This window comes from Calidithermus terrae (assembly GCF_003574345.1).
GTDB classification, from domain to species: Bacteria; Deinococcota; Deinococci; order Deinococcales; family Thermaceae; genus Calidithermus; species Calidithermus chliarophilus.
Map to the genome: position 1 here is coordinate 1 of NZ_QXDL01000034.1, position 24,589 is coordinate 24,589.

A 24,589-nucleotide genomic window follows, 5' to 3' on the forward strand; every position below is an offset into this window, starting at 1 on the left:
GGGGTGCTGGGGTTTGGGGATGGTGGCTTTAGCGTTCATGGCCCCACCTTGCGCCCGGCGGCTGTGGATGGCCTGAAGCGGCTCTGAGCTTTGGCGCCGGGCGTCTCTTTCGCCGCCCGAGGCAGCGTGTATGCTTGGATTCAGTGACGTATGAGCACCGTTAAAAACCCCCCCGAACCCGGACGCCGCATGGTCAGCCCCAACTTCATCACCGAGATCATCGACGCTGACCTCGAGGCCGGCCGCTACGCCGGGGTGGTCACCCGCTTCCCCCCCGAGCCCAACGGCTACGCCCACCTAGGCCACGCCATCGCCAGCTACATCAACTTCGGCATCGCCCACGACTACGGCGGCCGCTGCTGCCTGCGCTTCGACGACACCAACCCCGAGACCGAGAAGCAGGAGTACGTGGACTCGATCATCGAGGACATGCGCTGGCTGGGCTGGCAGTGGGGCGAGACCAGCTACGCCTCCAACTACTTCGAGGAGCTCTACCGCATGGCCCTGAGCCTCATCGAGCGCGGCCTGGCCTACGTGGACAGCGTCTCGCCCGAGGAGATGGCCCGCCTGCGCGGCAGCGTGGACAAGCCCGGCACCCCCAGCCCCTACCGCGAGCGCAGCGTACAGGAGAACCTCGAGCTCTTCGCCCGGATGCGCGCGGGCGAGTTCCCCAACGGGGCCCACGTCCTGCGGGCCAAGATCGACCTCGCCAGCCCCAACATGAAGCTGCGCGACCCGGTGCTCTACCGCATCGTCCACGCCGAGCACTACCGCACCGGCAGCCGGTGGTGCATCTACCCCTCCTACGACTTCGCCCAGGCCACCACCGACGCCCTCGACGGCGTGACCCACAGCCTGTGCTCCTTGGAGTTCGTGGACAACCGCGCCGTCTACGACTGGCTGATGGAGCACCTGTGGGAAGGCATCCGCGACCAACAGCGAGCAGAGCGCCCCCAGCAGGACCAACAGCGAGCAGGGCGACCCTACCAGTACGAGTTCGGACGGCGCAGCCTCGAGTACACCGTCGTCTCCAAGCGCAAGCTGCGCAAGCTGGTCGCGGGCGGCTACGTGCGCGGCTGGGACGACCCGCGCATGCCCACCCTGGCCGGGCAGCGGCGGCGGGGCGTGACCCCGGAGGCCATCCGGGCCTTCGCCTCGCAGGTGGGCATCTCCCGCACCAACCGCACTGTGGACATCGGGCTGCTCGAGCACGCCATCCGCGACGACCTCAACCGCCGCGCCCCCCGGGTGATGGCCGTGACCCGCCCCCTCAAGGTGGTGCTCACCAACCTCCCCGACGGCCACGAGGAGACCCTGCACCTGGCCTACTGGCCCCACGACGTGGTGCAGGAGTCCCCCGACGGCCTCGTGGCCCTGCCCGACGGGCGGCGCGTCCGGCCCGAGGAGGCCACCCGCGCGGTGCCCTTCACCCGCGAGCTCTACATCGAGCGCGACGACTTCGCCCCCCAGCCGCCCCCCGGCTTCAAGCGCCTCACCCCCGGCGGCACGGTGCGCCTGCGCGGCGCGGGCATCGTCCGCTGCGACGGCTACCAGACCGACGACGCCGGGGAGGTCGTGGAGCTGAGCTGCACCCTGCTGGGCGAGGGGGCCAGCGCCAAGGGCGTGATCCACTGGGTCAGCGCCTCCCGCGCCCTCAGGGCCGAGTTCCGCCTCTACGACCGGCTCTTCAGCGTGCCCCACCCCGAGGCCGAGGCCAAGGAACACGAGGAAGAGGAGGCGGAGGGCGGGGCCGTCCCCCTGCAGGAGGAGCGCGACTTCCTCAGCTTCCTCAACCCCAAGAGCCTCGAGGTCACCCACGGCTACGTCGAGCCCAGCGTGGCCGCCGACCCCGCCGACACCCGCTACCAGTTCGAGCGGATGGGCTACTTCTGGCGCGACCCCGTGGACTCCCGCCCCGAAGCCCTGGTCTTCAACCGCATCGTGACGCTGAAGGACGCCTGGGGCAAGGAATCCGAACGCCAAACGCCGAAGGCTGAACGTCCGAAGGCGCCGAAGGCCGAACACCCGCACGATGCCCCCGACCCCACGAGGACGAGCGCTCGTCCTTTCACCGCCGAGCAGCAGGAGCGCCTCGAGCGCCTCAAGGCCCAGGGCGTCGGGGAGGCCGAGGCGCTGGTGCTGGCGCGGGAGCCGCGGCTCGAGGCCTACCTGAGTGAGGCAGCCCGGCACGGCAAGATCGGCCCCCTGGCGAGCTGGGTGGTCAACGACCTGGGCAGCGCCATCCGCGAGGAGCAGGTCCGGGTAGCACCCGCCCAACTCGCCGCGCTGCTGCGGCTGCTCGAGGAGGGCAGCATCAACACCCGCATCGCCAAGGACGTCCTCGCCGAGGCCCAGCAGGGCGGGGAAGACCCCGTAGCCATCGTCGAGCGCAAGGGCCTGCGCCAGCTCAGCGACGCGGGCGCGCTCGAGCCCGTCGTCGAGCGCGTCCTGGCCGCCAACCCCGACAAAGTAGCCGCCTACCGCGCCGGCAAGACCGGCCTGATGGGCTTCTTCGTCGGCCAGGTGATGCGCGAGACCCAGGGCCAGGCCAACCCGCAGCTTCTGCAGGAGCTGTTGAGCCGCAAGCTGGCGGTAAACGACGAGTCGTAAGCTGTAAGCCGTCAGCTAAAGGCTTGTGGCGAAAGGAATCCCTGCCCATCGGCGGGGAGGGTTTATCCCCCCCAACCCCCCTTGCCAAGGGGGGGCAAACAAAGGGCGTTTTGCGTTTCGCGTACGACGTACGACGTAGGACGTACGACGCCGGACGCGGGTCGCACGTCCTGCGCCCGGCTATCGGCTACCGACCCTCGACCCCATCAACCCACCCCCACCGAGACGTACTTCACGTACAGGTACTCCTCGAGCCCCCAGTGCCCCCCCTCGCGCCCGAAGCCGCTCTGCTTGACGCCGCCGAAGGGGGCCTGGGCGGTGGAGGGCACCGCGTCGTTGACGCCGACGATGCCGTACTCGAGCCGTTCCGCCACCCGGATGGCGCGGCCGAGGTCGCGGGTCCAGAGGTAGGCGGCGAGGCCGTAGGGCGTGTCGTTGGCGGCCCGGATGGCCTCTTCCTCGGTCTCGAAGGTGATCACCGGGGCCACGGGGCCGAAGGTCTCCTCGGTGAGGATCCTCATGCCCTCCCTCACGCCCGAGAGCACGGTGGGGGCGAAGAACAGGCCGCCCGCCGGCTCGCCGCCGGTGAGCACGGTGGCGCCCTTGGCCCGGGCGTCCTCGACGTGCGAGCGGACCTTCTCGAGGCCCTGCGCGTCCACCAGCGGCCCGATCTGGGTGCCGGGGTCGAGGGGATCGCCCACCTTGAGCCTCGAGGCGGCCTCGGCGAGCTTGCGGCTGAAGGGCTCGGCGATGCTCGAGTGCACGTAGACGCGGTTGGTGCACACGCAGGTCTGGCCCGCGTTGCGGAACTTGCAGGCCACCACGTCCCGCACGGCCTGCTCGAGGTCGGCGTCCTCGAAGACCAGGTAGGGGGCGTGCCCGCCGAGCTCCATCGAGACGCGCTTGAGGGTGTCGGCGCTCTGGCGGGTGAGGACCTTGCCCACCTCGGTCGAGCCGGTGAAGGTGATCTTGCGGACGCGCTCGTCGGCCATCATGACCCGGGTGAGGGCCACGGGGTCGGAGGTCGGGAGCACCTGCAGGGTTCCGGGCGGCCCGCCCGCCTCGAGCCACAGCTCGGCCAGCTTGAGCGCGGTGAGCGGCGACTGCTCGGCGGGCTTGAGGATGAAGGTGCAGCCCGCGGCGAAGGCCGGCCCGATCTTGCGGGTGCCCATGGCGGCGGGGAAGTTCCAGGGGGTGATCCCGTACACCGGCCCCACCGGCTGCCGGATGGCGAACAGCCGCTTGTGGGCGAACTGGCTGGGCACCGTCTCGCCGTAGACGCGCTTGGCCTCCTCGGCGTACCACTCGACGAAGCTCGCCGCGTAGCGCACCTCGCCCAGCGCCTCGCTCACGGGCTTGCCCATCTCGAGCGCGATGGTGCGCGCCAGGTCCTGCTCGTCGCGCAGGATCAGGGCGTGCCACCGCTTCATCAGCGCGGCCCGCTCGTAGGCGGTGGTGTCGCGCCAGCCCTCGAAAGCCTGCGCCGCGGCTTCGACGGCTTGCCGGGCCTCGGCCTCGCCGCAGTCGGCCACCTCGGCGATCACCTCCCCGCTGTAGGGGCTCCTCACCGGGAAGGTCCGGGCGGTCCCCGCCCACTCGCCGCCGACGAGGGCCTTGGTGTTGAACGCGACGTCCTTGATGCTCATAGCGACCTCCTCGAGTCCCCAACATTCTTATCCCCCGGGGCGCCCCGGGGGGTATGTCAGGGTGCAATCCGCCGGGGGAGAGCGGTGTAGGTGTGTAGGCTGCCCCCCTCTTCCCACCTCGCCAAAAACTGATATGCTTGCAGCACGTCACAACTAAAGCCCCGGTCGGGGGAGTGGGCTCGGTGTTGGGTTCCCGGCTGGGGTGCGGTCAAGGAGGCGTGCATGAAGACGACCCGTAGGCAAGTTCTCAAATCCGCTCTGGCGGCTTCGACGGTCTTTTCCCCCCTGGCGATCAGCCTGGCGCAGAGCCGCCCGCTGAAGATGGCCGTGCTCTACCCCCTCACCGGCCCCTTCGCCTTCGCGGGGCAGGCGGGGCTCGAGGGCCTGCGCGACGCCACCGACTACTTCAACGAGGTGCGCGGCGGGGTGGGCGGGCGCAAGGTCGAGCTCATCGTCGAGGACACCGGCTACGACGTCTCCAAGGGCACGGCGGCCTTCAACCGCATCATCTCCCGCGAGCGCGAGGACGAGCTGCTCTTCGTCTACGGCGACTCCACCGGCCTCTCCAAGGCCCTCGCCCCCGAGATCGCCCGCCTGCAACTGCCCTACACCGCCACCTCCTTCTCCACCGAGCTGGCCGACCCCAAGACCTACCCCACCGTCTTCGTCTTCGGCCCCACCTACAACGACATGATGGCCGCCCTCCTGCAGCAGATCCGCCGCACCAAGGGCAAGGCCCGCGTCGCGCTGGCCTACTCCAACTCCGAGTTCGGCAAGGACCCCATCCCCTACGTCAAGGAGCAGGCCCCCAAGCTGGGCATGGAGATCGTGGCCGAGGAGGTCACCCCGCTCGCCGTCCCCGACGCCACCGCGCTGGCGCTGAAGCTGCGCCAGGCCAACCCCGACTTCGTGATCTGCCACGGCTACGTGCTCACCGTCGAGCCGGTGCTGGTCAAGGCCGCGCGCGAGCAGGGCATGAAGTCCATCTTCATGGGCACCTACTACTCCGCCGAGCTCGCCCTCATGCAGCGGGCCGGCGCCGCCGCCGACGGCTTCATCGTGGCCTACCACAACCCCTACTGGTACGACAACCTGGCCGCGGGCATCGACCGGCTCAAGAAGTTCCGCGCCGGCAAGGGCAAGGACAACGCCTACAAGACCACCTACTACGTCGGCGCCTACACCTCCTGCTCGGCCATCTGGGAGGCCTACCGCCGCGCCGGGGCCGCGGGCAAGCTCAACCGCGCCGGGGTGGTGGAGAGCCTCAACAACATGGGCGACTGGGACACCGGCGGCCTGATCCGCTCGATGCGCTTCGTCAACCACCGCCTGCCCTACACCAAGCTTTACCGCGCCAACGTCAAGACCGGCCGCTTCGACGCCATCACCGACTGGGTGTCGCTGGCCTGAACCCGGGCGTGCCCGGCGGCGACCCGGCCCCTGAAGGGGCGGGGTTCGCCCGTAGGAGAACCTTCCTCGAGCCACACCGCGATGGACCTATCCCTCCTGCCGCAGTTCCTCATCACCGGCCTGGCTACCGGGGCGCTTTACGCGCTGATCGCCCTGGGCTTCGTGCTGGTCTACCGCGCGACCAGCGTGGTCAACTTCGCCATCGGCGAGTTTTTGCTGGTGGGGGCCTACCTGGTCTACACCTTCAACGTCCCGCCCTTCAACCTCCCGCTGCCCCTGGCGATGCTGGCGGCCCTGCCGGTGGCCTTCCTCTTCGGCCTTCTGATCGAGCGCGGCTTCGTGCGGCCCCTGCTGGGGCGCAACGTGGTGGCGGTGATCATGGCGACCATCGGGCTGGTGGCGACGCTGGACGGGGCGGCCCAACTGGTGTGGGGCGCCGACCAGAAGGCCTACAACGGCGAATTGCCGGGCCAGCCCGTCGTCCTGGGCAACCTGGTGCTCACCGCCCGCTCGATGTGGGGCATCGGGGTGGGGGTCGGGGTGGCGCTGCTGCTGATCGCCCTGCTGCGCTACAGCCGCTACGGGGTGATGGTGCGGGCGGTGTCGGAGAGCGAGACGGCGGCGCTGGCGCTGGGCATCAACGCGCCGCGCATGGTGGGCATCGTGTGGGGCCTCTCGGCGGCGCTGGCCGCGCTGGGCGGCGTGCTGCTGGCCTCGGCCAGCGGCCCCGGCTTCCACGTGATCGCGCTGGGGCTGATGGTCTTCCCCGTGGCGATCCTGGGCGGCATGGACTCGGTGCCGGGCGCGGTGATCGCCGGGCTGCTGCTGGGGGTGGTGCAGGCGCTCTCCACGGCCTACCTCGAGGGCCCCCTCCCCGGCATCACCGAAGCCCTGCCCTTCGTGATCGTGCTGCTGGTGCTGCTGCTGCGGCCCTACGGCTTCTTCGGCCAGAGCCGCATCGAGCGGGTTTAGGCGGAGGAGGCAGAAAGTGGCACCGGCTACGACCCGGAGGGCAGGCACAAGGGCGCGCCCCTACACCCTGTTTCTGTTTTCGGCTCTCGGCTATCGACATCTTCATCTCCCTGCGTACGACGTACGACGTAAGACCTAGCTATGGCCTCCCTCAACGTCGAAAACCTCAAGGTGGTCTACCGGGGCGTGATCCTCGCCCTCAACGGCGTCTCGCTGCGGGCCGAGCCCGGCGAGGCGGTGGGGCTTTTGGGCCCCAACGGCGCGGGCAAGAGCACGCTGGTGCGGGCCATCGCCGGGCTGCTGCACCAGTACGAGGGCCGCGTGCTCGACGGCAGGATCACCCTCGACGGCCAGGACATCACCCACGCCTCGGCGCTCAAGGTGGCGGCGCTGGGGCTCACGCCGATCCTCGAGGGCCGCCCCGTCTTCCGCTACCTCACCGTGCTGGAGAACCTCACCGCCGCGGCGCACAAGCTCCCCGCGGCGCGGGCCCGCGCCATCACCGAGGAGGTCTTCGCCCGCTTCCCGCGCATCTACGAGCGGCGGCGCGAGCAGGCCGGCTACCTCTCGGGCGGCGAGCAGCAGATGCTCCTGCTGGGCATGGCCCTGCTCACCGAGCCCCGGGTGCTGGTGGTGGACGAGCCCAGCCTGGGCCTCTCGCCCAAGCTGGTCGAGGAGGTCATGCGCGTGCTGGGCGAGCTGCGCCGCGACAAGGGCCTGACGCTGATTCTGGTCGAGCAGAACGCCCGCGCCGCCTTCAGCCTCGTCGAGCGGGTGTACGTGCTCGAGCAGGGCCGCGTGGCCTTCGAGGGCAGCACCCAGGCCGCGCAGGGTGACGCCGACGTGATGGAGTTCTACCTAGGCGCCGGGGCCTCCGGCGGCTTCGCCGAGGCCAAGCGCTACCGCAGGAGGAAGAGGTGGGTGTGAGTATGGCGAAGGTCTTACGTCTTACGTCTTACGTCCTACGCCAGCTACAGAGCCCTGCACGGGCAGACCAGCTTTCTGACGTACGACGTACGACGTATGACGTGCGACGTTCCTACAGGAGGGCCCCATGACCCCTATCCTCGAGGCCCACGACCTGGCCCTGGCCTTCAAAGGGGTGCGGGCCCTCAACGGCGTGAGCTTCGCCGTCAACCCCGGCGACTTCTTCGCCGTCATCGGGCCCAACGGGGCGGGGAAGACCAGCCTGCTCAACGTGCTCTCGGGGCTCTACCGGCCCCAGCAGGGCACGGTGCGCTTTTTGGGGGAGGATTTGAGCGGGGTCTCGCCGCAGGGGCGGGCGCGGCGGGGGCTGGGCCGGACGTTCCAGAACCTCGAGCTCTTCCGGGGCATGAGCGTGCTCGACAACGTCAAGCTGGGGGCCGAGCTGGCGATGGGGGCCTACGGCGCCCTCACCCCCGACGCCCGCAAGGAGTGGGCCATCCGCCGCTGGGCCGAGGAGGTCCTGGATTACCTGCACCTCGCCCCGCACCGTCACAAGCACGCCGGGGCGCTGCCCTACGGCCTGCAGAAGCGGGTGGAGGTGGCCCGCGCCCTGGCCGGCAAGCCCAAGCTGCTGCTGCTCGACGAGCCCATGGCCGGGCTCTCGCTCGAGGAGAAGCAGGACCTCGCCCGCTTCCTGCTCGACGCGCGGCGCGAGTGGGGCGTGACGATGGTGCTGGTCGAGCACGACCTCAAGGCGGTGCTCGAGCTCTCCACGGGCGTGCTGGTGATGTCGTACGGCGAGGTGCTCTACCTGGGCGAGCCCGGCGGGGTGCGCGACAACCCGCGCGTGGCCGAGGCCTACCTGGGGAGGTCGGCCTAGATGAAAGGGACGCTGCTGGAGGCCCTGGCCCGCCGGGCCCAGACCACCCCCGGCTTGCCCGCCCACCGGGTCAAGCGTTACGGGGTGTGGGAGACGACCACCTGGGCGCAGTTCTGGGACAACGCGCAGCGCCTGGCCGGGGGGATGGGGCAGCTGGGCCTCGAGCCGGGCGGGGTGCTGGCCCTGCTGGGGCACAACGCGCCGGAGTGGGTCACCGCCGAACTCGCCGCCCAGGCCCTCGGGGCCATGCCCATGGGCATCTACGCCGACGCCATGCCCGAGGAGGTGGCCTACTTCCTCGAGTTCACCAACGCCCAGGGCATCGTGGTCTCCGACGAGGAACAGCTCGACAAGGTGCTGCCCCACCTGCACCGGCTGCGCTTCGTGGTGGTGTGGGAGGAGGCGGGGATGAGCCGCTACTGGGGCGAGAAGATCCGGCCCTACTCCCGCGTGATCGTGCAGGGCGAGGCGCCGGAGGCCCGGCAGGCCGTGCAGGCGGCCCTTCAGCAGGTCGGGCCCGCCACCGTGGCCCTGCTGGCCCCCACCTCGGGCACCACCGCCCGCAGCAAGCTCGCCATGCTCACCCACGCCCAGCTCGAGGCCGGCTACCACGCCGTGGACAACTCGCTCGAGCTGCGCGGCGGCGAGTGGGTGTTCAGCTACCTGCCCCTGCCCTGGATCGGCGAGCAGATGCTCTCGGTGGTGCAGGGCCTGCTGGGCGGGGTGGTGCTGCACTTCCCCGAAGACCCCGCCACCGTCCTCCCCGACATCAAGGAGGTGCAGCCCGACTTCTACTTAGCCCCCCCGCGCCTGTGGGAGGACGCCCTGGCCCTGGTGCGCAGCCGCATGGAGGACGCGCACTGGCTCAAGAAGGTCTTCTACCGCTGGGGCATGGGCGTGCTGCTCAAGGCCGCCGGGCTCGAGTTCCGCGGCGAGCGCGTCGGCTTCGGGTTGGACCTGGCGCGGGCCCTGGCCTATCCCCTGGTGGCCCGCCCCATCCGCGCCCGCATGGGCCTGGCGGCCTGCCGGGTGGCCGTGACCGGGGGTGCTCCGCTGGGGCCGGAGGTCTTCACCTTCTACCGCGCGCTGGGCCTGGACATCCGCCAGTACTACGGCCAGTCCGAGACCGCCGCCAACACCTGCGCCCACCGCGCGGGCGACGCCCCGCCCGAGACCGTGGGCCAGCCTCTAGCCAACACCGAGGTGCGCATCAGCGAGGAGGGGGAGATCCAGGTTCGGGGGCCGCAGGTCTTCGTGGGCTACTTCGGCAACGAGGCCGCCACCCGCGAGACCTTCACCCCCGACGGCTGGTTCCGCACCGGCGACGCCGGCTTCTTCGACGAGCGCGGGCACCTGGTGATCCTGGGCCGGCTGAAGGAGGTGGGGGCCCTCGCCAGCGGCAGCCGCTTCTCGCCGCAGTTCCTCGAGAACCGCCTGAAGTACTCCCCCTACATCCGCGAGGTGGTCATCATCGGGGATAAGCGCCCCTACGTCACCGCGCTCATCGAACTCGACCCCGAGAACACCCAGAACTGGGCCCGCCGCCGCGGCCTGGCCTTCACCACCTACCAGAGCCTGGCCGCCCACCCCGAGGTCTACCGCCTGATCTCCGAGGAGATCGCCCAGGCTTCGGCCGCCCTGCCCGAGGAGCTGCGGGTGCGCCGCTTCGCCATACTGCCCAAGGAACTCCACCCCGACGACGACGAGGTCACCCGCACCCGCAAGGTCAAGCGCAAGACCGTCGAGGAGCGCTACGCCTCGCTGATCGCCGCGCTCTACGAGGGCAAGGACCAGGCCGTGCTCGAGCTCCCCATCCGCTACCTCGAGGGCGAGGGCAAGCTCGAGGCCGCCGTCTCGATCGCCGAAGTGGGCGAGCTGGTGGGGAGGTAGCCATGCTGTTCCGACTCTCCCAGACCCTCACCGACCGCTGGAGCCGCACCTTCGCCCGCACGGTGCGGGCCACCTACCGCCAGGACGAGGCCTACGCCAGCACCCCCATGGGCCGCTTCTGGCTGTGGGCCGCGCTGGCCCTGCTGTTGCTGCTGCCGTTGCTGCTGCCGCCCTACCCCATGTACGTCGCGGTGCTCATCGCCATCGCCGCCGTCGGGGCGCTCGGCCTCCACCTGCTGGTGGGCGGGGCCGGGCAGATCTCGCTGGGCCACGCCGCCTTCCTGGGCATCGGGGCCTACACCGCCTCGCACGTGGCCGGGCCGCTGGCGGCGGTGGGCATCCTGCTGGGCGGGGTGCTGGCGGGCCTGGTCGGCGTGGTGCTGGGCCTGCCCTCGCTGCGCATCAAAGGGGCCTACCTCGCCATCGCCACCCTGGCCCTGCAATTCCTGGCCGACTACGTGTTCAAGCGCTGGGAGGCCGTCACCGGCGGCATCCGCGGGCGCACCCTGCCCCCCGCCGAGTTCCTGGGCATCCCCCTGCCTGGCGCCGACGCGCTGTGGTACTTGGTGCTGCTCTTCGCCATCCCGCTCTTCTTCTACGCCAAGCGCCTGCTCTCGAGCCGTGCCGGGCGGCTGTGGTACGCCGTGCGCGACAACGACCTCTCGGCGCGCCTCTCCGGCGTGGACCTGACCCGCGCCAAGCTCACCGCCTTCGCCGTCTCGGCCTTCTACGCCGGGATCGCCGGGGGGCTGCTCGCCAACCTCTACAAGTCCATCACCCCCGAGAACTTCGTGCTCACCTTCAGCATCCAGTACCTCGCCATGGTGATCGTGGGCGGGGCCGGGACCGTGCTGGGAGCGGTGCTCGGCGCGACTTTCGTGGTGCTCATCCCCGAGGTGCTCAACGCCATCGTCGGCGCCTTCGGCCCCCAGTTCGCCCCCTCCTTCGCCGCCTGGCGCAACGTGGTCTTCGGGGTGCTGATCCTGATGTTCCTGATCCTCGAGCCCCTGGGTCTGGTGGGCCTATGGGGCCGCATCCGCGACTACTTCCGCACCTGGCCCCTGCCGTACTGAAGCAGCTTGTGGCTCGTGGCCTGTGGCTCGTGGTTTGTCTGAGGGTCGAGGGTCCAGGGCCGAGGGCCAAGGCGTCCTGCGTCTCGCGTTTTGCGTTTTGCGTACGACGTACGACGTACGACCCGCGCCCGGCGTCTCAGGTCCCGCTCAGTTCCGCGCAGGCTCGAGCAACCCCACCTGCTCGAGCCACTGATGCAGCTTCATCACCGAGAAGCGGCTCATCGAGGCGGCCTGCCCCCCGTAGACCAGCGTGGGAACGCTGCGCCGCCCGCCGTTGGCCTCCAGCACCAGCCGCTCGCCTTCGGGGTGCTGGTCGATGTTGACTTCGGTGTAGCTCAGGCCGAGCCGCTCGAGGGCCATCTTGGTCGCCTTGCAGTCAGGGCACCAGGCGGTGCTGTACATCGTGATCATCGGTTGTAGAGCTTACCGGGGCACTATGGAATTCACTGTGATTTTTGTGCCAAGGCCGGTCGAGGGAGCCTCCAGCCGTCAGCGATCAGCTTGTGGCCCGTGGTTACCCCTCCCCGCCGGCGGGGATAGGGTATCCCCCCTAACCCCCCTTGCTAAGGGGGGAACCAGGCGTTTTGCGCCTTGCGTCTTGCGTTTTGCGTAGGACGTACGACGTACGACCCGCACCCGACGCACGACCCGCGCCCGGCTATCCGCTATCGGCCCTCGACCGCCCTCACACGTTGAAGAGGATGTACATCACGTCCCCGTCCTTGACCTCGTACTCCTTGCCCTCGGTGCGCACCCAGCCTTTTTCCTTAGCCTGCGCCCAACCCCCGGCGGCGACCAGCTTGTCCCACTCGATGACCTCGGCCCGGATGAAGCCGCGCTCGAGGTCGGAGTGGATCTCGCCGGCGGCCTGGGGGGCCTTGGTGCCGTGGCGGATGGTCCACGCCCGCACCTCCTTCTCCCCGGCGGTGAGGAAGGTGATGAGGCCCAGCACGCGGTAGGCCACCCGCACCAACCGGTCGAGGCCGGACTCCTTCAGGCCCAGCGAGGCCAGGTACTCCTGGGCCTCGGCGTCGTCGAGCTCGGCCAGCTCGGCCTCGATCCTGGCCGAGACCACCACCACCTCGGCCCCCTCGGCCCCAGCCCGCTCGCGCACCTTGGCGACGTTGGGGTTGCCGGCGGCGTCGGGCAGGTCTTCCTCGGCCACGTTGGCGACGTAGATCACCGGCTTGGCGGTCATCAGGCCCATCTCGCGGGCGGCCCTGGCGAAGAGCTCGGGGTCGGCGGGGGCGTAGGTGCGGGCGGGCTGCCCCTGCGAGAGGTGGGGGAGGAGGGGCTCGAGCACCTCCAGCAGCGCCTTGTCGTCCTTGTCCACGCGGGCGGTCTTGCGCAGCTTGTCCAGGCGCTTCTCCAGGGCTTGCAGGTCGGCCAGGGCCAGCTCGGTGTTGATGGTCTCGAGGTCGTCGAGGGGGTCTACTTTGCCCGAGACGTGCACCACGTTGGGGTCTTCGAAGCAGCGCACCACGTGGGCGATGGCCGCCACCTCGCGGATGTTGGCCAAAAACTGGTTGCCCAGCCCCTCGCCCTTGTGCGCCCCCTTGACCAGCCCCGCGATGTCCACGAACTCCACGTAGGTAGGCACGATGGGGGGCTTGCGGTCGCCCTTGACGAAGAGCTTGGCGAGCGCCTCGAGGCGCTCGTCGGGCAGGGTCACCACCCCCACGTTCTTGTCGATGGTGGCGAAGGGATAGTTGGCGGCCAGCGCTCCCGCCTTGGTGATCGCGTTGAACAGGGTGGACTTGCCCACGTTGGGCAGTCCGACGATGCCGACTCCTAAAGCCATACAAGGCAACAGTGTACTTGATGGCCGGGGGGTGGTCGAACGCGGGATGTGGGTCGTGCGTCCTACGTCGTACGTCGTACGCCGAACGCAAGACGCGGGTAGTACGTCCTACGTCGTACGCGAGACGCAAAACACCTCGACCCGCTAGCTACGGGCCATTTGCCTTTCCTGAACCCGGACTATCGTTTGAGACTCCGTTAACCCGGGCGTGCTCGAGCCCGTGGCCTGGCTAGATTGAGGGATATGCGCAAGTGGTTGTGGCTATCCCTGGTGGTGACCAACGACTTCACCATGACCTGTACCCCCGGCGCGTTCTCGGTGCCCAAGGGGGGGCAGGCTACCCTGACCGTGACCGTGGAAAACCTCAAGGGGCAGGTGGCTAAGGTCCAGCTCAAGTTCGAGAGCGGCACCGTGGGGGTGGACGGCTCCCCCCTGACCCAGGTGGTGGAGGGCGCGGGGAGCGCCCAGTTCGTCATCTCGGTCAAGAGCGGCATCACCGACAACAAGCCCTTCTTCTACATCTACGGCCGGGGCATGAACAGCGAGAACCGCACCTCCGGGATGCCGCAGAAAGACTGCCGGGTGCAGTGGAGCTACTAGCCCCCTCGAGCGACAAGACCCCCTGCACCAACCGCCGTAGCCGGTAGGGCCGGGTCCAAGACCCGGCCCTACCAAAGGCGTTCGGCGTTTGGCTACCGGCTATCGACCATTTTTAGTTGATCGACCCCAAGCTCCCCTCGAGCTCCACGTCGTTGTTGTTGCCGTCCCGCACGTAGAGCCCGCGCCAGGCGTCCTCGGTGGTGAAGTGGCCGTCGAGGCTGAGGGAGAGGCCGGGCTTGACGTACTGCCGCACCGCGCCGGGGTTGGCGGGGTCGAGGCCAGGGTTGAGGCCGTAGACGTCGGTGTAGAAGTAGCCGTCCTTCTTGCCGTCGGAGAGGTCGAGGGACTCGACGTAGGACACCTTGAGGTTGCGGACGCTCATGGTGCGGCGGGTGGAGGAGCCGTCGTTGATGATGAGGCTGCTGCACTTGTAGTCGGCGCAACTGGTGGCGGGGTTTTGGATGTCGATGCCGATCACCCGGTCGCCGCACTCCATGCCCAAGGCGGGTTCACAGCCGCCGTCCCACTGCTCGTAGCCGCCGTTGCCGTCGCTGGCGACGCGGATGCGCTTGGAGGCGTCGGTCTGTTGGGCGATCTTGGCCTGGTCGGGGCAGGCGTCGGGGGTGATGAACTGCTCGGAGTCGTCGTTCTCCCTGGAGAAGCCGAAGTCGCCCTTGTAGCCGAGCTCGAGCAGCAATTGCCCGGTGCGCAGGTCGGTGGCGGCCAGGGTGACGGTGTGGACCCGGGCGCACACCCGCTGGCTGGTGCTGGTCTCGGAGTGCAGGTTGATGTACCAGCCGATCTGCTTGGCCTCGTCCCGGATGGCGAAGCCCTTGAAGCCCTCGCCGCGCTCGGGCTGGTTCTGGTTCTTCAGCGCCACGTAGGTGAAGGCGGCCTTGTAGCCGATGAGGCCGGGGTCGGAGTTGTGCTCGTGGCGGTAGTAGCACCAGTAGACGGGGTCGATCTGGGGGTGCCAGCCCTGGAACTCGTTGCCGTCGGGGCCCACCACGCGCCAGGTGTCGTGCAGCCAAGAGGGGCAGTCGGTGTTGGGCAGGGGCTTCTCGCCGATGCCCGGCGGGAGGGCGGGCTCGGCGGAGGGCTTGCCGCCCGCCTCCGCGAGGAGCACCGTGTACTTGCCGTTGTTCTTGCCGGGGCCGCCTAAGGCGACCTCGCCCTTCTTGAAGTCCTTGACGAAGGCGGTGAGCCCGTCGGGCATCGGCGACCGCTCCCACCCGATGAGCCACAGCGGCACCGGGTCGATCTTCCAGACCACCGCCACCCGCGCGTCGCGGTTGAGGGCCAGGCGCAGCCAGTCGGCGCGGATGCTCTCGGAAGCGGGCACCGCGAGCTCGTCCCAGCCCTCGAAGCCCTTGAAGCTCGACTGCCGGGGCTTGTAGCGCACGCCGCCGTAATTGGCCTCGAGGCTCAGCGTGCCGTCGTCGTCCTTGTGCTCGCTGACGTGGTAGTAGCGGGCCAGCAGGGTGGGCTGGATGCCGTACTGGGCGGTTATGGGGTGCACCACGCCGCCTTTATCCACCGAAGGGGGCCGCTCGTTGCTGCCGAAGCCGCCGGTACAGGCGGCCAGCGCGAGCAGCAGCCCGGCGGCCAGGGTCAGGTTCACGCCTTTGCTCATCGTCTCCCCCTTACGCTCATGTTCGAAGCTAGCACACGTGCCAGAGCGCGCAGCTTGAGGCATCCTTAATCGGGTCGTTGGCTTGGTTCTGTATTCCGGACGGAAAACCCCTCATGGACGGTTTATCCCCTGGCTTCGGCTCGAGCCCGCGCCCCCGCGATATCGCGGGGGTGAAAATTGGGCCGGGCCTCTCAATCCCGCGCCGCCCCCGGCGAGAGTCCTTTCGGGGCTACCCCGGCCCGCTCCACCGCCTCGCCAGGGGGACTCCACCGTCCGGTGGAGCCCGCGCCAAATGACCCGGCCTCGAGACCCTCCCGCCCTACCCTGGAGGCATGGACTGGAAGTTCACCGACAACGTCCCCTCAGTCCCTAGCGGCAAGCTGGCCTGGCTGTTCCTGGCGTTCGCCCTTGCGGCCTTCGCCCTCGTCTGCCTGGCGGCCTTCTGACCGGCCCTTCGGCCCGGCCCCGACCTTCGTGCCGGCCGGGGTTTATTTATGAGAGACAAAGGATATGCTTGTGGGCGTGACGAGCGAACGGTTGTGGTGGCAGACCGCGGTGATCTATCAGGTGTATCCCCGTAGCTTCCAGGACTCCAACGGCGACGGCGTCGGCGACCTCGAGGGCGTGCGCCGCCGGCTGGGCTACCTGCGCGACTTGGGCGTGGACGCCGTGTGGCTTTCGCCCTTCTACAAGTCGCCCATGAAGGACTTCGGCTACGACGTCGCCGACTACTGCGACGTAGACCCCATCTTCGGCACCCTCGCCGACTTCGACCGGCTGCTCGAGGAGGCCCACCGGCTGGGGCTGAAGGTGATCATCGACTTCGTGCCCAACCACTCCTCCGACCAGCACCCCTGGTTCCAGGAGTCGCGTGCAAGCCGGGACAACCCCAAGCGCGACTGGTACGTCTGGCGCGACCCGGCCCCGGACGGCGGCCCCCCCAACAACTGGATGGCCTACTTCGGCGGCCCGGCCTGGACCCTCGACCCCCGCACCGGCCAGTACTACCTGCACCAGTTCCTCCCCGAGCAGCCCGACCTCAACTGGCGCAACCCCGAGGTGCGCCAGGCCATCTACGAGGCCATGCGCTTCTGGCTGCGGCGCGGCGTGGACGGCTTCCGCGTGGACGTGATGTGGCTGCTGGTCGAGGACGAGCAATTCCGCGACGAGCCCGAGAACCCCTTGTGGAAGGAGGGGGAGTGGGACCGCGGGCGGCACGTCCACATCTACATGGAGGACCAGCCCGAGACCCGCGAGATCGTGCAGGAGATGCGGGCCGTCCTCGACGAGTTCACCGCCCCCGGCAAGGAGCGCATGATGGTGGGGGAGATCTACCTCCCCTACGACCAGCTCATGCCCTACTACGGCACCGCCGAGCGCCCCGGCTGCCACCTGCCCTTCAACTTCCACCTCATCTTCCGGGGCATGAACCACTGGACGGCCGAGAACATCCGCCACATCGTCGAGGAGTACGAGGCCAGCCTCCCGGGGTGGGCCACGCCCAACTGGGTGCTGGGCAACCACGACCAGCACCGCCTGGCGACCCGCATCGGCCACGCCCAAGCCCGTGTGGCGGCCATGATGCTCTTCAGCCTGCGCGGCTCGCCCACCTGGTACTACGGCGACGAGATCGGCATGGTGGACGGGGCGATCCCGCCCGAGAAGGTCCAAGACCCCGCCGCCCTGCGCCAGAAGAACGTCCACGGCGAGCACGGCCTCGACCCGGGCCGCGACCCCGAGCGCACCCCCATGCAGTGGACCCCCCACGCCCACGCCGGCTTCAGCACTACCGAGCCCTGGCTCCCCGTCAACGCGGATTATCCCGAACGCAACGTCGAGGCCCAAGACGCCGACAGCGAGTCCATGCTGACGCTGGTGCGCACCCTGCTGGTGGTGCGGCGCGAAACCCCGGCGCTGCTCGAGGGCAATTACCAGACCTACAAGAGCCCCGAGGGCGTGTTCGCCTACCTGCGCGGGGGCGAAGTGCTGGTCGCGCTCAACTTCACCCCCGAGCCCAAGCAGCTCCCGGTTCCCGCCGGTGAAGTCCTCGTCTCGACCCACCTGGACCGCTACGGCGCGGTGGAGGGGGTGCTCGAGCTGCGGCCCAACGAGGGCGTAATCGTGAAACTGAAGTGAAACCGTCAGCCGTCAGCCGTCAGCTCGTGGCTAGTGGCTCGTGCCTCGTGGTTCACCCCTCCGCGCGCGGGGAGAGGATATCCCCCCCAGCCCCCCTTGCTAAGGGGGGTTGCATCTCGCGTACGACGCAGGACGTACGACGTACGACCCGCGCTACGCGTTCGGCTATGGGCTATCAGCTATCGACCATCAACCCCCGCCGTACAATGACCCCCGGTATGACCCGAGTCCTGTTCGTGTGCATGGGCAACATCTGCCGCTCGCCGATGGCGGAGGGGATATTTCGCAAGCTGGTCCGGGAGCGGGGGCTCGAGGGGCGCTTCGAGGTGGACTCCGCCGGGACCGGGGGCTGGCACGCGGGGGAGGAAGCCGACCCTCGCGCCCGGAGCGTCCTGGAGCGCCGCGGGGCCTCCTTCGCCCACCGCGCCCGGCAGGTGAACGCCGAGGACGCGGGGTACGACCACATCTTCGTGATGGACCGGGAGAACCTGGCGACCCTGCGCCGGATGCTGCCCCAGGCGCAGGCCAAGATCCGGCCGGTGATGGACCTCGCGGGCGGGGGAGAGGTCCCCGACCCCTACTACGACGACCTCGAGGCCTTCGAGCAGGTGTACGCGATGCTCGAGCGGGCCATCGCGGCTTTCTTGGATCAGGTCGCGCTGGTGGGTACGAACGCCTCGAGCTAGCCATTTGCGCCACGCCCCGGCCTCGAGGCCTGTTAGGCTGGTTGCCATGCTCCGGGGCCGCGTCATCCCCCGTCCTCTGTCCCTGCTGCTGCACTTCGCCTACCAGGAAGCCGCTTCCTGCCTTTTCCCGGCCTTCATCTTCGCCATGCTGGTGCTGTCGAAGGCGGTGGAGATCCCGGGGCTGCCGCGCTACGACTTCATGCTCTTGGCCTGCGTCGGGATGCAGGCGGCGATGGTGGGGTGGCTGCGGGTGGAGAGCGTGGACGAGCTCAAGGTCATCACGCTGTTTCACGTGCTGGGCACCACCATGGAGGTCTTCAAGATCGCCATGGGCTCGTGGGCCTACCCCGACTTCGCCTACAGCAAGCTCCTGGGCGTTCCGCTCTACTCGGGCTTCATGTACGCCAGCGTCGCCAGCTACATCACCCAGGCCTGGCGGCGGCTCGAGCTGCGCCTGACCAACTTCCCGCCCTCCGGGCTCAACGTCGCCCTCGCCGCGCTGATCTACCTCAACTTCTTCACCCACCACTACACCCTCGACCTGCGCTACCTGCTGATCTTGGCGGTGTTCGTGGCCTACTGGCGCACCCGCGTTTACTTCAGCGTAGGTGGCGTGTCCTTCTGGCTGCCGCTCAAGCTGGGCTTCGCGCTGGTGGGCTTTTTCATCTGGCTGGCCGAGAACATCGCCACCTACTTGGGGGCCTGGCAGTACCCCGACCAGGCCACCCAGTGGACGCTGGTGCACCCCGGCAAGTTCACCAGTTGGTTCTTGCTCTTCATCGTGAGCTTCCTCATCGTGGCCCAGCTCAAGCGCGTCAAGGCCGCGCGGCAGGGTGAACGCTGGTAACGGAATTGTTTTTCGAGTAGGGCGGGCGGTAGCCTGGGCCATGGTCAAAGAACGAATCCCGCTGGAAGAACTGGCTCGCCTGCCCAATTTCGCCGCGGTCACGCCCTCCTGGAGCGCCGACCGGATCGCCTTCTACTGGGACAAGACCGGGCGCTTCGAGCTCTACGTGATGGACCTCCAGACCCGCCAGGTGCGCCAGCTCACCGACGGGCAGGCCCCGCGCCAGCTCCGCGCCGGCTTCGTCTGGACCCGCGACGACCGCGAGATCATCTTCGCCAAGGACCACCAGGGCGACGAGCAGAACAACCTCTTCAAGCTCGAGCTCGCCACCGGCCGGGTCGTCCAGATGAACCACGACCCCAAGACCCAGGAGTACGCCGGCGAGGTCCACCCCGACAACCGGCGCATGGCGGTGATGAGCAACCGCGCCGGGCAGATGAACGTCTTCGTGCTCGAGCTCGCCAGCGAGAACCACGAGTGGAAGCAGCTCACCCGCTTCAAGGCCCCGGCCTTCGCGGGCCGCTGGAGCCCCGACGGGAGGTGGCTGGCCCTCGCCTCCAACGAGTCGCCCAACCTCAAGAACCAGGACGGCTACCTCGTGCGCGACGACGGCTCGGAGGTGCGCAAGGTCTTCTCGGTGCGCGAGGGCTCGCAGGACCAGATCGCCGACTGGCACCCCGACGGCGTGCACGTGGCCGTGACCTCCGACGCCAGCGGCAACAACCGCCCCGGCATCCTCAACCTCGAGACCGGCGAGGTGCGCTGGCTGGGCCCGGGCACCGACCAGGCCGACGAGTACGCCGGCAGCTTCTCCAAGAGCGGCGAGTGGCTGGTGACGCTGCGCAACCAGGACGCCAGCATCTTCCCGGTGCTCTACCGCGTCGCCACCGGCGAGGAGCGCACCCTGCGCCTGCCCGGGGGGATGGCCTTCGGCACCAGCTTCGTGCTCGACGACAGCAAGCTGCTCATCACCCACTCCTCGGCCCGCCGCCGCCCCGAGCTGCTGCTCTACGACCTCCAGACCGACGCCTACGAGGTGCTGCTGCCCGCCGAGTACGGCTCCATCGACCCCGCCGTCTTCGTGGACGACGAGTACGTCCGCTACCCCACCTTCGACGGCCAGCAGGTCCCGGCCATCCTTTACAGGCCGCGCGACGTCGCGCCGGGGGCCCGGCTGCCCGCGCTCGTCATCGTCCACGGCGGCCCCACCGCCCAGTTCTTCCGCGGCTTCGACCCCTACGCCCAGTTCCTCGCCGACCGCGGCTACGTCATCCTCCAGCCCAACATCCGCGGCTCCACCGGCTACGGCACCGCCTGGCGCGACGCCAACCTCAAGGACTGGGGCGGGGGAGACCTCGAGGACGTGGTGGCCGGGGCCAACTACCTCAAGTCGCTGCCTTATGTGGACCCCGAGCGGGTGGGCATCTTCGGCGGCTCCTTCGGCGGCTTCATGAGCTTCATCGCCGTCACCAAGAGGCCGGACGTCTTCAAGGTGGGCGTGCCCTGGGTGGGCATTTCCGACCTGCACCTGCTCTACGAGGAGGACATGGAGCACTTCAAGTACTACCTGCGCCAGCAGATGGGCGACCCCGAGAAGGACTACGCCCTGTGGCGCGACCGCAGCGCCGTGGAGTTCGCCCACCAGCTCACGGCCAAGCTCCTCATCGTGCACGGCACCAACGACCCGCGCTGCCCCATCAGCCAGGCCCGCGTCTTCCGCGACCGGCTGCTGCAACTGGGCAAGCGCGAGGGCGAGGACTTCGAGTACCACGAGTTCGGCGACGAGGGCCACGGCCCCGGCGGGGACATCCAGGGCAAGATCCGCACCTACCGCCTGCTGGCGGACTTCCTCGAGCGGCGCTTGTAGCCTGAGCGGTTTCTGTAGGGGTAGCCCCCGTGGCTACCCCTGTTTGTCAGTGAAGGACCGCCCGCACCGGCGAGGCGTCGGCCCCCTCGAGCCGCAGCGGCAGCACGATCAGCTCGTACTCGCCCGGCCTCACCGCCTCCAGCGCCAGGCCCTCGACGATGTAGATGCCGTTGCGGGCGAAGGCCTTGTGGCCGGGCAGGTCCTTGGAGGTGAGGGGGTCCACGCTGGGGCAGTCGGTGCCGAAGAGCCTGACGCCCCGCTCGGCCAGGTAGTCCACGGCGGCGGGCAGGACGTGGGTGAACTCGCGGGGGAAGTCGCGCCACTCGTCGGGCTGGCCGGTGTAGAACAGCACGCGCTCGGCGCGCAGCTCGAGCGAGCGCAGGAAAGGCGCGTCGAGGGCCTGCTGGCCCCGGGCGTCGATCACCTGGCAGGGGCCGATGAGCGCCGAGAGGGGCACGCTCTCGAGCTTCCCCCCGTCTTCCACGTAGTGGTAGGGCGCGTCGAGGTGGGTGCCTAGGTGGGTGGTCGTGGTCAGCTTGCTCACGTTCACCGAGTCGCCCTCGGCGATCTTGGAGACGGGCTCGAGGGTGAAGGGGGTGTCGCCGGGCCAGACGGGGTGCCCTTCGTAGAGGCGGCGGGTGATGTCGATCATCACCCTAGACTAACCTTCACAATCTGGAATCGGCCGACTAATATAATGCCATCCCGGTATAGGCGGGATAAACTCTTTGGAGGCAGAAGTATGCGTGGATTGCTTTTATTGGGTGTAGTTGCGATGCTAGCTCTTACCGGGTGTACCCCAGGGATTCGCGGTGCTGCTGCTAGCGTATCTCCCCTAAAAACCGGGTCTTATCAAGTCGTTGCGGCGGGCGCTGAAAAGACCCACTGCGTGATTCGGCTGTTTTATCTAGGGGAACCACCTGCGCTAGTTGATGCCGTGAACTACCTCGTGGCGGAGAAGGGTGGAGACGCGGCTATCAATGTCCAGTATGAGCAGTATGTAGACACGACCTCCGTGATCCTGCAAATTTTTACTGGAAGCCTGGTGACTAACACGTGTGTAAAGGTCAAGGCGGATATCATCAAGTATCAGTAAGAGAACCGGATATATCCTAACCTCAGGCCTTGGGAGTTATCCCAAGGCCTACGTCAACTTTAGTACGGCGGCCTCGAGCGCCTCCACTGCCTGCCGGACGCGCCACTGCGCCTTGTCGCGCACCCCCGCCACGTTCGACACCGCGCGTAGCTCGGCCCCGGGCAGCCCCAGCCACAAGCAGGCCTGGGCGAAGGCCGCGCCCTCCATGTTCTCCACGTCGGCCTCCCACTTGCGCGAGAGCTCCCTGGCCTCGGTGGGGTTCTCCGACACCAGGTCGCGGCTCAGGAAGCTCCGCACCGGGAGGTCCAGCGTGGCCTTGAGCTCCGCGGTGAGGGCTTTGTCCAGCGGGAAGCGGTTGTGGAAGTGCAGGGGCGAGCCCTCAGAGCCACCCACGACCAGCGTGGGGAAGCCCATCCCCTTCATCCCCCCGTCGCGGATGCCCAAGTCGGCCTGGATCTCGCGCTCGGCCAGCACCGCCTCCCCGATCTGCAACCCCGACTCGGCGTAGGCCCCGGCGATGCCGAAGAGCAGCGCCCGCCCGACCTTGCGCCGCTGGGCGAAAGCCGCCAGGGTCATGGCGGTGTTGGCCTTGCCGATGCCGCACTCGAGCCACACCCACCCCTCCCCGCGCAGCCCGGCCCTGCCGTGAAAGTCGAACTTGCGGCCTTTGAGGAAGGCCGCTTCAAACCTCGTGGGGCTGAGAAACAACCATGAATTAGCCATTTCCCGGCTAATCTACCACCTTGAACCCCAGCGCCTCGGCCCGCTCTACGAAGAATTGGATGTTCTCGCTCTTGGTCTCCCCGCCCAGGCTCTTGCGCTCGAAGGAGCCCTCGGCGGCGAGGATCATGGTCTCGGCCAGGCAGGCGGGCACCGCGCCCTCGCCGAAGTGGAGGTTGAGGTTGCCGGTCATGGCGCCGGGCGGGCGCACCACCCCGCCGGGGATGACCCGCACGCCAGGGAGTTTCTTCACGCTCTCGTGGACGTCGGGGGGAACGCCCTCGTCGTAGATCCAGGCGCCGGGCTTGACGTGCTCGGGGAAGATCACGGCCTGGGGGTCGGAGGTGGCGCTGAAGACGAGGTCGGCCTCCTTGATGGCGGCGATGTCGGTGGTGAGGAGGAGGTCGGGCACCTGGCCCTTGCGCTCGAGGTTCTTCCGCAGGCTCTCGGCGCTCTTCTCCAGGCGCTCCATGTTGCGCCCCACCAGGATCAGCCGGCCCACCAGCGGGGCGATCTGCCGGGCGATGCCGAAGGCCACCACGCCGTTGGCGCCCACCACCGCGGCGGTGGTCTGGCGCAGGTCGCGGCCGGTCTGGCCGAAGTGGGCGATGATGCCGGGGATGGCGGCCTTGACGGTGCCGGAGGTGTAGGCCCCGCCGTTGGTGATCTCGATCTCGGGCACGGCCTCCTGCACCCGCTTGCCTTTCTCGCCCACCACGCTCCAGAAGGCCCCCAGCCCCAGCACCGTGCAGCCGAGCTCCTTCGCCAGCCGCGCGGCCTGGATGGCCTTCTGGGTGGCGAGCTCGGGGTTGGAGGTGATCTGGTGCGGCAGCAGCGGCGCCGAGATGAGGTAGCAGCGGATCTCGCGCCCGTCGGCGGTCTTGATGCCGCGCAGCTCGCCGTTCTTCATGGGCCGGATCAGGGCGGTGAAGCGCTCGAGCAGGCTTTGCGAGACCCAGCCCCGGTCCACCAGGGGCTTGAACCAGCGGAAGCGCGGGCTCTGGAAGAGGTCGTCGAGGGTGAGGGGGTGGATCATGAAGGCGCACACCGCCTGCTTCTCCGAGGGGAGGGGCGGGGGCTCGCCCAGCCTGGGCTCGGTGCCCTCGAGCATGCGCCCGATGTTCTCCTTGTAGCGCCACAGCGCCAGCCCCAGCAGCGCCAGCGCGGCCACCTTGGCCCAGGCGGCGATGCCCAGCCCCAGCACCCCCAGCGCCAGCAGCGTCACCACGGATAGCCCGGCCAGGGTCATCCAGCCCGTAGCGACCAGCGCGGCGGCGGCGGCGACCAAGGGGAGGGCGGTGGCCCAGTAGGGCAGCCCCGCGAAGGACAGCCCCACCAGGATGCCCAGCAGAACGAACCCGCCGCGCCCGCGCAGCGTAGCGCCCGGGGTGAAGGCGGGCGGGGGATAGAGGTGGCCCAGGTAAGCCAGCAGGGCCAGCAGGCCCTTGAGGAAGTCGAGGCTCGAGGCCAGCACCAGCGGCCCCGCACCCAGTTGCTTGAGGGCGTTCTCGAGGCCCAGGTTGTAGGCCGAGGCCCAGCGCGGTTCCTGACGGCTCAGACGGCGGACGGCCCAGTACCCCAGCGGTAACGAGCCGATGAGGTAGGCCAGGATGCCTAGCACGACGATCACGGCACTAAGATACTCCAGGCGGGGTGGGGTGACGGCGGGGGCGGGTCGTGCGTCTGATGCGGGTCGTACGTCGTACGCAAAACGCAAAACGCAAAACGCCTGGTTCCCCCCTTAGCAAGGGGGGCTAGGGGGGATAAACCCTCCCCGCCGGCGGGGAAGGCCGGG

20 protein-coding genes are annotated in these 24,589 nt (G+C 68.9%); 13 read left to right on the forward strand and 7 right to left on the reverse strand.

Annotation, left to right across the window (positions count from 1 at the left end):
* Positions 1–150: 150 nt before the first annotated feature.
* Complete coding sequence (locus Mterra_RS05865; protein WP_119314331.1) at positions 151–2,610, forward strand: glutamine--tRNA ligase/YqeY domain fusion protein; 2,460 nt, start codon at positions 151–153, stop codon at positions 2,608–2,610.
* Between the two features lie 206 nt (positions 2,611–2,816).
* Here the strand turns inward: Mterra_RS05865 and Mterra_RS05870 are convergent, their stop codons facing one another.
* Positions 2,817–4,256, reverse strand: coding sequence for an NAD-dependent succinate-semialdehyde dehydrogenase (locus Mterra_RS05870; protein WP_119314332.1), 1,440 nt, complete (start codon positions 4,254–4,256; stop codon positions 2,817–2,819).
* Positions 4,257–4,478: 222 nt separating this feature from the next.
* On the opposite strand from Mterra_RS05870, the gene Mterra_RS05875 reads away from it, so the two are divergent.
* The 6 genes from Mterra_RS05875 (at position 4,479) to Mterra_RS05900 (ending at position 11,408) form a co-directional block, all read left to right on the forward strand.
* On the forward strand, positions 4,479–5,666 hold the full coding sequence (locus tag Mterra_RS05875; protein WP_119314333.1) for an ABC transporter substrate-binding protein: 1,188 nt from the start codon (positions 4,479–4,481) through the stop codon (positions 5,664–5,666).
* Positions 5,667–5,747: 81 nt separating this feature from the next.
* The gene (locus tag Mterra_RS05880) at positions 5,748–6,638 is read left to right on the forward strand and encodes a branched-chain amino acid ABC transporter permease (protein ID WP_119314334.1); all 891 of its coding nucleotides are present in this window, start codon (positions 5,748–5,750) and stop codon (positions 6,636–6,638) included.
* A gap of 141 nt (positions 6,639–6,779) precedes the next feature.
* The gene (locus Mterra_RS05885; protein WP_119314335.1) at positions 6,780–7,565 is read left to right on the forward strand and encodes an ABC transporter ATP-binding protein; all 786 of its coding nucleotides are present in this window, start codon (positions 6,780–6,782) and stop codon (positions 7,563–7,565) included.
* 127 nt (positions 7,566–7,692) lie between these two features.
* Entirely contained in the window at positions 7,693–8,445 is a 753-nt protein-coding gene (locus Mterra_RS05890) for an ABC transporter ATP-binding protein (RefSeq protein ID WP_119314336.1), read from the forward strand.
* The gene (locus Mterra_RS05895) at positions 8,446–10,335 is read left to right on the forward strand and encodes an AMP-binding protein (RefSeq protein WP_119314337.1); all 1,890 of its coding nucleotides are present in this window, start codon (positions 8,446–8,448) and stop codon (positions 10,333–10,335) included.
* Positions 10,336–10,337: 2 nt separating this feature from the next.
* The gene (locus Mterra_RS05900) at positions 10,338–11,408 is read left to right on the forward strand and encodes a branched-chain amino acid ABC transporter permease (protein ID WP_420836691.1); all 1,071 of its coding nucleotides are present in this window, start codon (positions 10,338–10,340) and stop codon (positions 11,406–11,408) included.
* 147 nt (positions 11,409–11,555) lie between these two features.
* Here Mterra_RS05900 and Mterra_RS05905 read toward each other — a convergent pair whose 3' ends face one another.
* Together Mterra_RS05905 and ychF are read right to left on the reverse strand one after the other, a co-directional pair.
* On the reverse strand, positions 11,556–11,819 hold the full coding sequence (locus Mterra_RS05905) for a glutaredoxin family protein (protein WP_119314338.1): 264 nt from the start codon (positions 11,817–11,819) through the stop codon (positions 11,556–11,558).
* A gap of 274 nt (positions 11,820–12,093) precedes the next feature.
* A complete protein-coding gene (gene ychF, locus Mterra_RS05910; protein ID WP_119314339.1) occupies positions 12,094–13,209 on the reverse strand; it encodes a redox-regulated ATPase YchF in 1,116 nt (371 codons plus the stop codon).
* A gap of 243 nt (positions 13,210–13,452) precedes the next feature.
* Here ychF and Mterra_RS05915 point away from each other — a divergent pair, with 243 nt between their 5' ends.
* Entirely contained in the window at positions 13,453–13,809 is a 357-nt protein-coding gene (locus tag Mterra_RS05915; protein WP_119314340.1) for a hypothetical protein, read from the forward strand.
* Between the two features lie 112 nt (positions 13,810–13,921).
* Here the strand turns inward: Mterra_RS05915 and Mterra_RS05920 are convergent, their stop codons facing one another.
* On the reverse strand, positions 13,922–15,442 hold the full coding sequence (locus Mterra_RS05920) for a hypothetical protein (RefSeq protein ID WP_119314341.1): 1,521 nt from the start codon (positions 15,440–15,442) through the stop codon (positions 13,922–13,924).
* Positions 15,443–15,979: 537 nt separating this feature from the next.
* On the opposite strand from Mterra_RS05920, the gene Mterra_RS05925 reads away from it, so the two are divergent.
* From Mterra_RS05925 to Mterra_RS05940, 4 genes are all read left to right on the forward strand, one after another.
* Entirely contained in the window at positions 15,980–17,578 is a 1,599-nt protein-coding gene (locus tag Mterra_RS05925; protein WP_170159569.1) for an alpha-amylase family glycosyl hydrolase, read from the forward strand.
* 218 nt (positions 17,579–17,796) lie between these two features.
* Positions 17,797–18,264 (forward strand): low molecular weight protein-tyrosine-phosphatase, encoded by a 468-nt coding sequence (locus Mterra_RS05930; RefSeq protein WP_170159568.1) that lies wholly within the window; start codon positions 17,797–17,799, stop codon positions 18,262–18,264.
* Positions 18,265–18,310: 46 nt separating this feature from the next.
* Positions 18,311–19,111, forward strand: coding sequence for a DUF817 domain-containing protein (locus Mterra_RS05935; protein WP_218022884.1), 801 nt, complete (start codon positions 18,311–18,313; stop codon positions 19,109–19,111).
* Positions 19,112–19,151: 40 nt separating this feature from the next.
* The gene (locus Mterra_RS05940; protein WP_119314343.1) at positions 19,152–20,978 is read left to right on the forward strand and encodes a S9 family peptidase; all 1,827 of its coding nucleotides are present in this window, start codon (positions 19,152–19,154) and stop codon (positions 20,976–20,978) included.
* A 46-nt stretch (positions 20,979–21,024) separates the two neighbouring features.
* Here the strand turns inward: Mterra_RS05940 and Mterra_RS05945 are convergent, their stop codons facing one another.
* Entirely contained in the window at positions 21,025–21,630 is a 606-nt protein-coding gene (locus Mterra_RS05945) for a cyclase family protein (RefSeq protein WP_119314344.1), read from the reverse strand.
* Between the two features lie 90 nt (positions 21,631–21,720).
* On the opposite strand from Mterra_RS05945, the gene Mterra_RS21770 reads away from it, so the two are divergent.
* Positions 21,721–22,074 carry a hypothetical protein gene (locus Mterra_RS21770; protein WP_147371601.1) on the forward strand — a complete coding sequence of 118 codons (354 nt, stop codon included), beginning with the start codon at positions 21,721–21,723 and terminating at the stop codon, positions 22,072–22,074.
* 48 nt (positions 22,075–22,122) lie between these two features.
* Here Mterra_RS21770 and mqnB read toward each other — a convergent pair whose 3' ends face one another.
* The gene (gene mqnB, locus Mterra_RS05950; protein ID WP_119314345.1) at positions 22,123–22,797 is read right to left on the reverse strand and encodes a futalosine hydrolase; all 675 of its coding nucleotides are present in this window, start codon (positions 22,795–22,797) and stop codon (positions 22,123–22,125) included.
* A gap of 7 nt (positions 22,798–22,804) precedes the next feature.
* Positions 22,805–24,424 (reverse strand): glycerol-3-phosphate acyltransferase, encoded by a 1,620-nt coding sequence (locus Mterra_RS05955; protein WP_119314346.1) that lies wholly within the window; start codon positions 24,422–24,424, stop codon positions 22,805–22,807.
* Positions 24,425–24,589 lie beyond the last annotated feature (165 nt).

Coding starts and splice junctions, on each gene's coding strand:
- Mterra_RS05915 (WP_119314340.1), top strand. CDS start 13,453: ATGCGCAAGTGGTTGTGGCTATCCCTGGTGGTGACCAACGACTTCACC.
- Mterra_RS05890 (WP_119314336.1), top strand. CDS start 7,693: ATGACCCCTATCCTCGAGGCCCACGACCTGGCCCTGGCCTTCAAAGGG.
- Mterra_RS05930 (WP_170159568.1), top strand. CDS start 17,797: ATGACCCGAGTCCTGTTCGTGTGCATGGGCAACATCTGCCGCTCGCCG.
- Mterra_RS05945 (WP_119314344.1), bottom strand. CDS start 21,630: ATGATCGACATCACCCGCCGCCTCTACGAAGGGCACCCCGTCTGGCCC.
- Mterra_RS05870 (WP_119314332.1), bottom strand. CDS start 4,256: ATGAGCATCAAGGACGTCGCGTTCAACACCAAGGCCCTCGTCGGCGGC.
- Mterra_RS21770 (WP_147371601.1), top strand. CDS start 21,721: ATGCGTGGATTGCTTTTATTGGGTGTAGTTGCGATGCTAGCTCTTACC.
- Mterra_RS05900 (WP_420836691.1), top strand. CDS start 10,338: ATGCTGTTCCGACTCTCCCAGACCCTCACCGACCGCTGGAGCCGCACC.
- Mterra_RS05935 (WP_218022884.1), top strand. CDS start 18,311: ATGCTCCGGGGCCGCGTCATCCCCCGTCCTCTGTCCCTGCTGCTGCAC.
- ychF (WP_119314339.1), bottom strand. CDS start 13,209: ATGGCTTTAGGAGTCGGCATCGTCGGACTGCCCAACGTGGGCAAGTCC.
- Mterra_RS05905 (WP_119314338.1), bottom strand. CDS start 11,819: ATGATCACGATGTACAGCACCGCCTGGTGCCCTGACTGCAAGGCGACC.
- mqnB (WP_119314345.1), bottom strand. CDS start 22,797: ATGGCTAATTCATGGTTGTTTCTCAGCCCCACGAGGTTTGAAGCGGCC.
- Mterra_RS05875 (WP_119314333.1), top strand. CDS start 4,479: ATGAAGACGACCCGTAGGCAAGTTCTCAAATCCGCTCTGGCGGCTTCG.
- Mterra_RS05880 (WP_119314334.1), top strand. CDS start 5,748: ATGGACCTATCCCTCCTGCCGCAGTTCCTCATCACCGGCCTGGCTACC.
- Mterra_RS05895 (WP_119314337.1), top strand. CDS start 8,446: ATGAAAGGGACGCTGCTGGAGGCCCTGGCCCGCCGGGCCCAGACCACC.
- Mterra_RS05940 (WP_119314343.1), top strand. CDS start 19,152: ATGGTCAAAGAACGAATCCCGCTGGAAGAACTGGCTCGCCTGCCCAAT.
- Mterra_RS05885 (WP_119314335.1), top strand. CDS start 6,780: ATGGCCTCCCTCAACGTCGAAAACCTCAAGGTGGTCTACCGGGGCGTG.
- Mterra_RS05865 (WP_119314331.1), top strand. CDS start 151: ATGAGCACCGTTAAAAACCCCCCCGAACCCGGACGCCGCATGGTCAGC.
- Mterra_RS05920 (WP_119314341.1), bottom strand. CDS start 15,442: ATGAGCAAAGGCGTGAACCTGACCCTGGCCGCCGGGCTGCTGCTCGCG.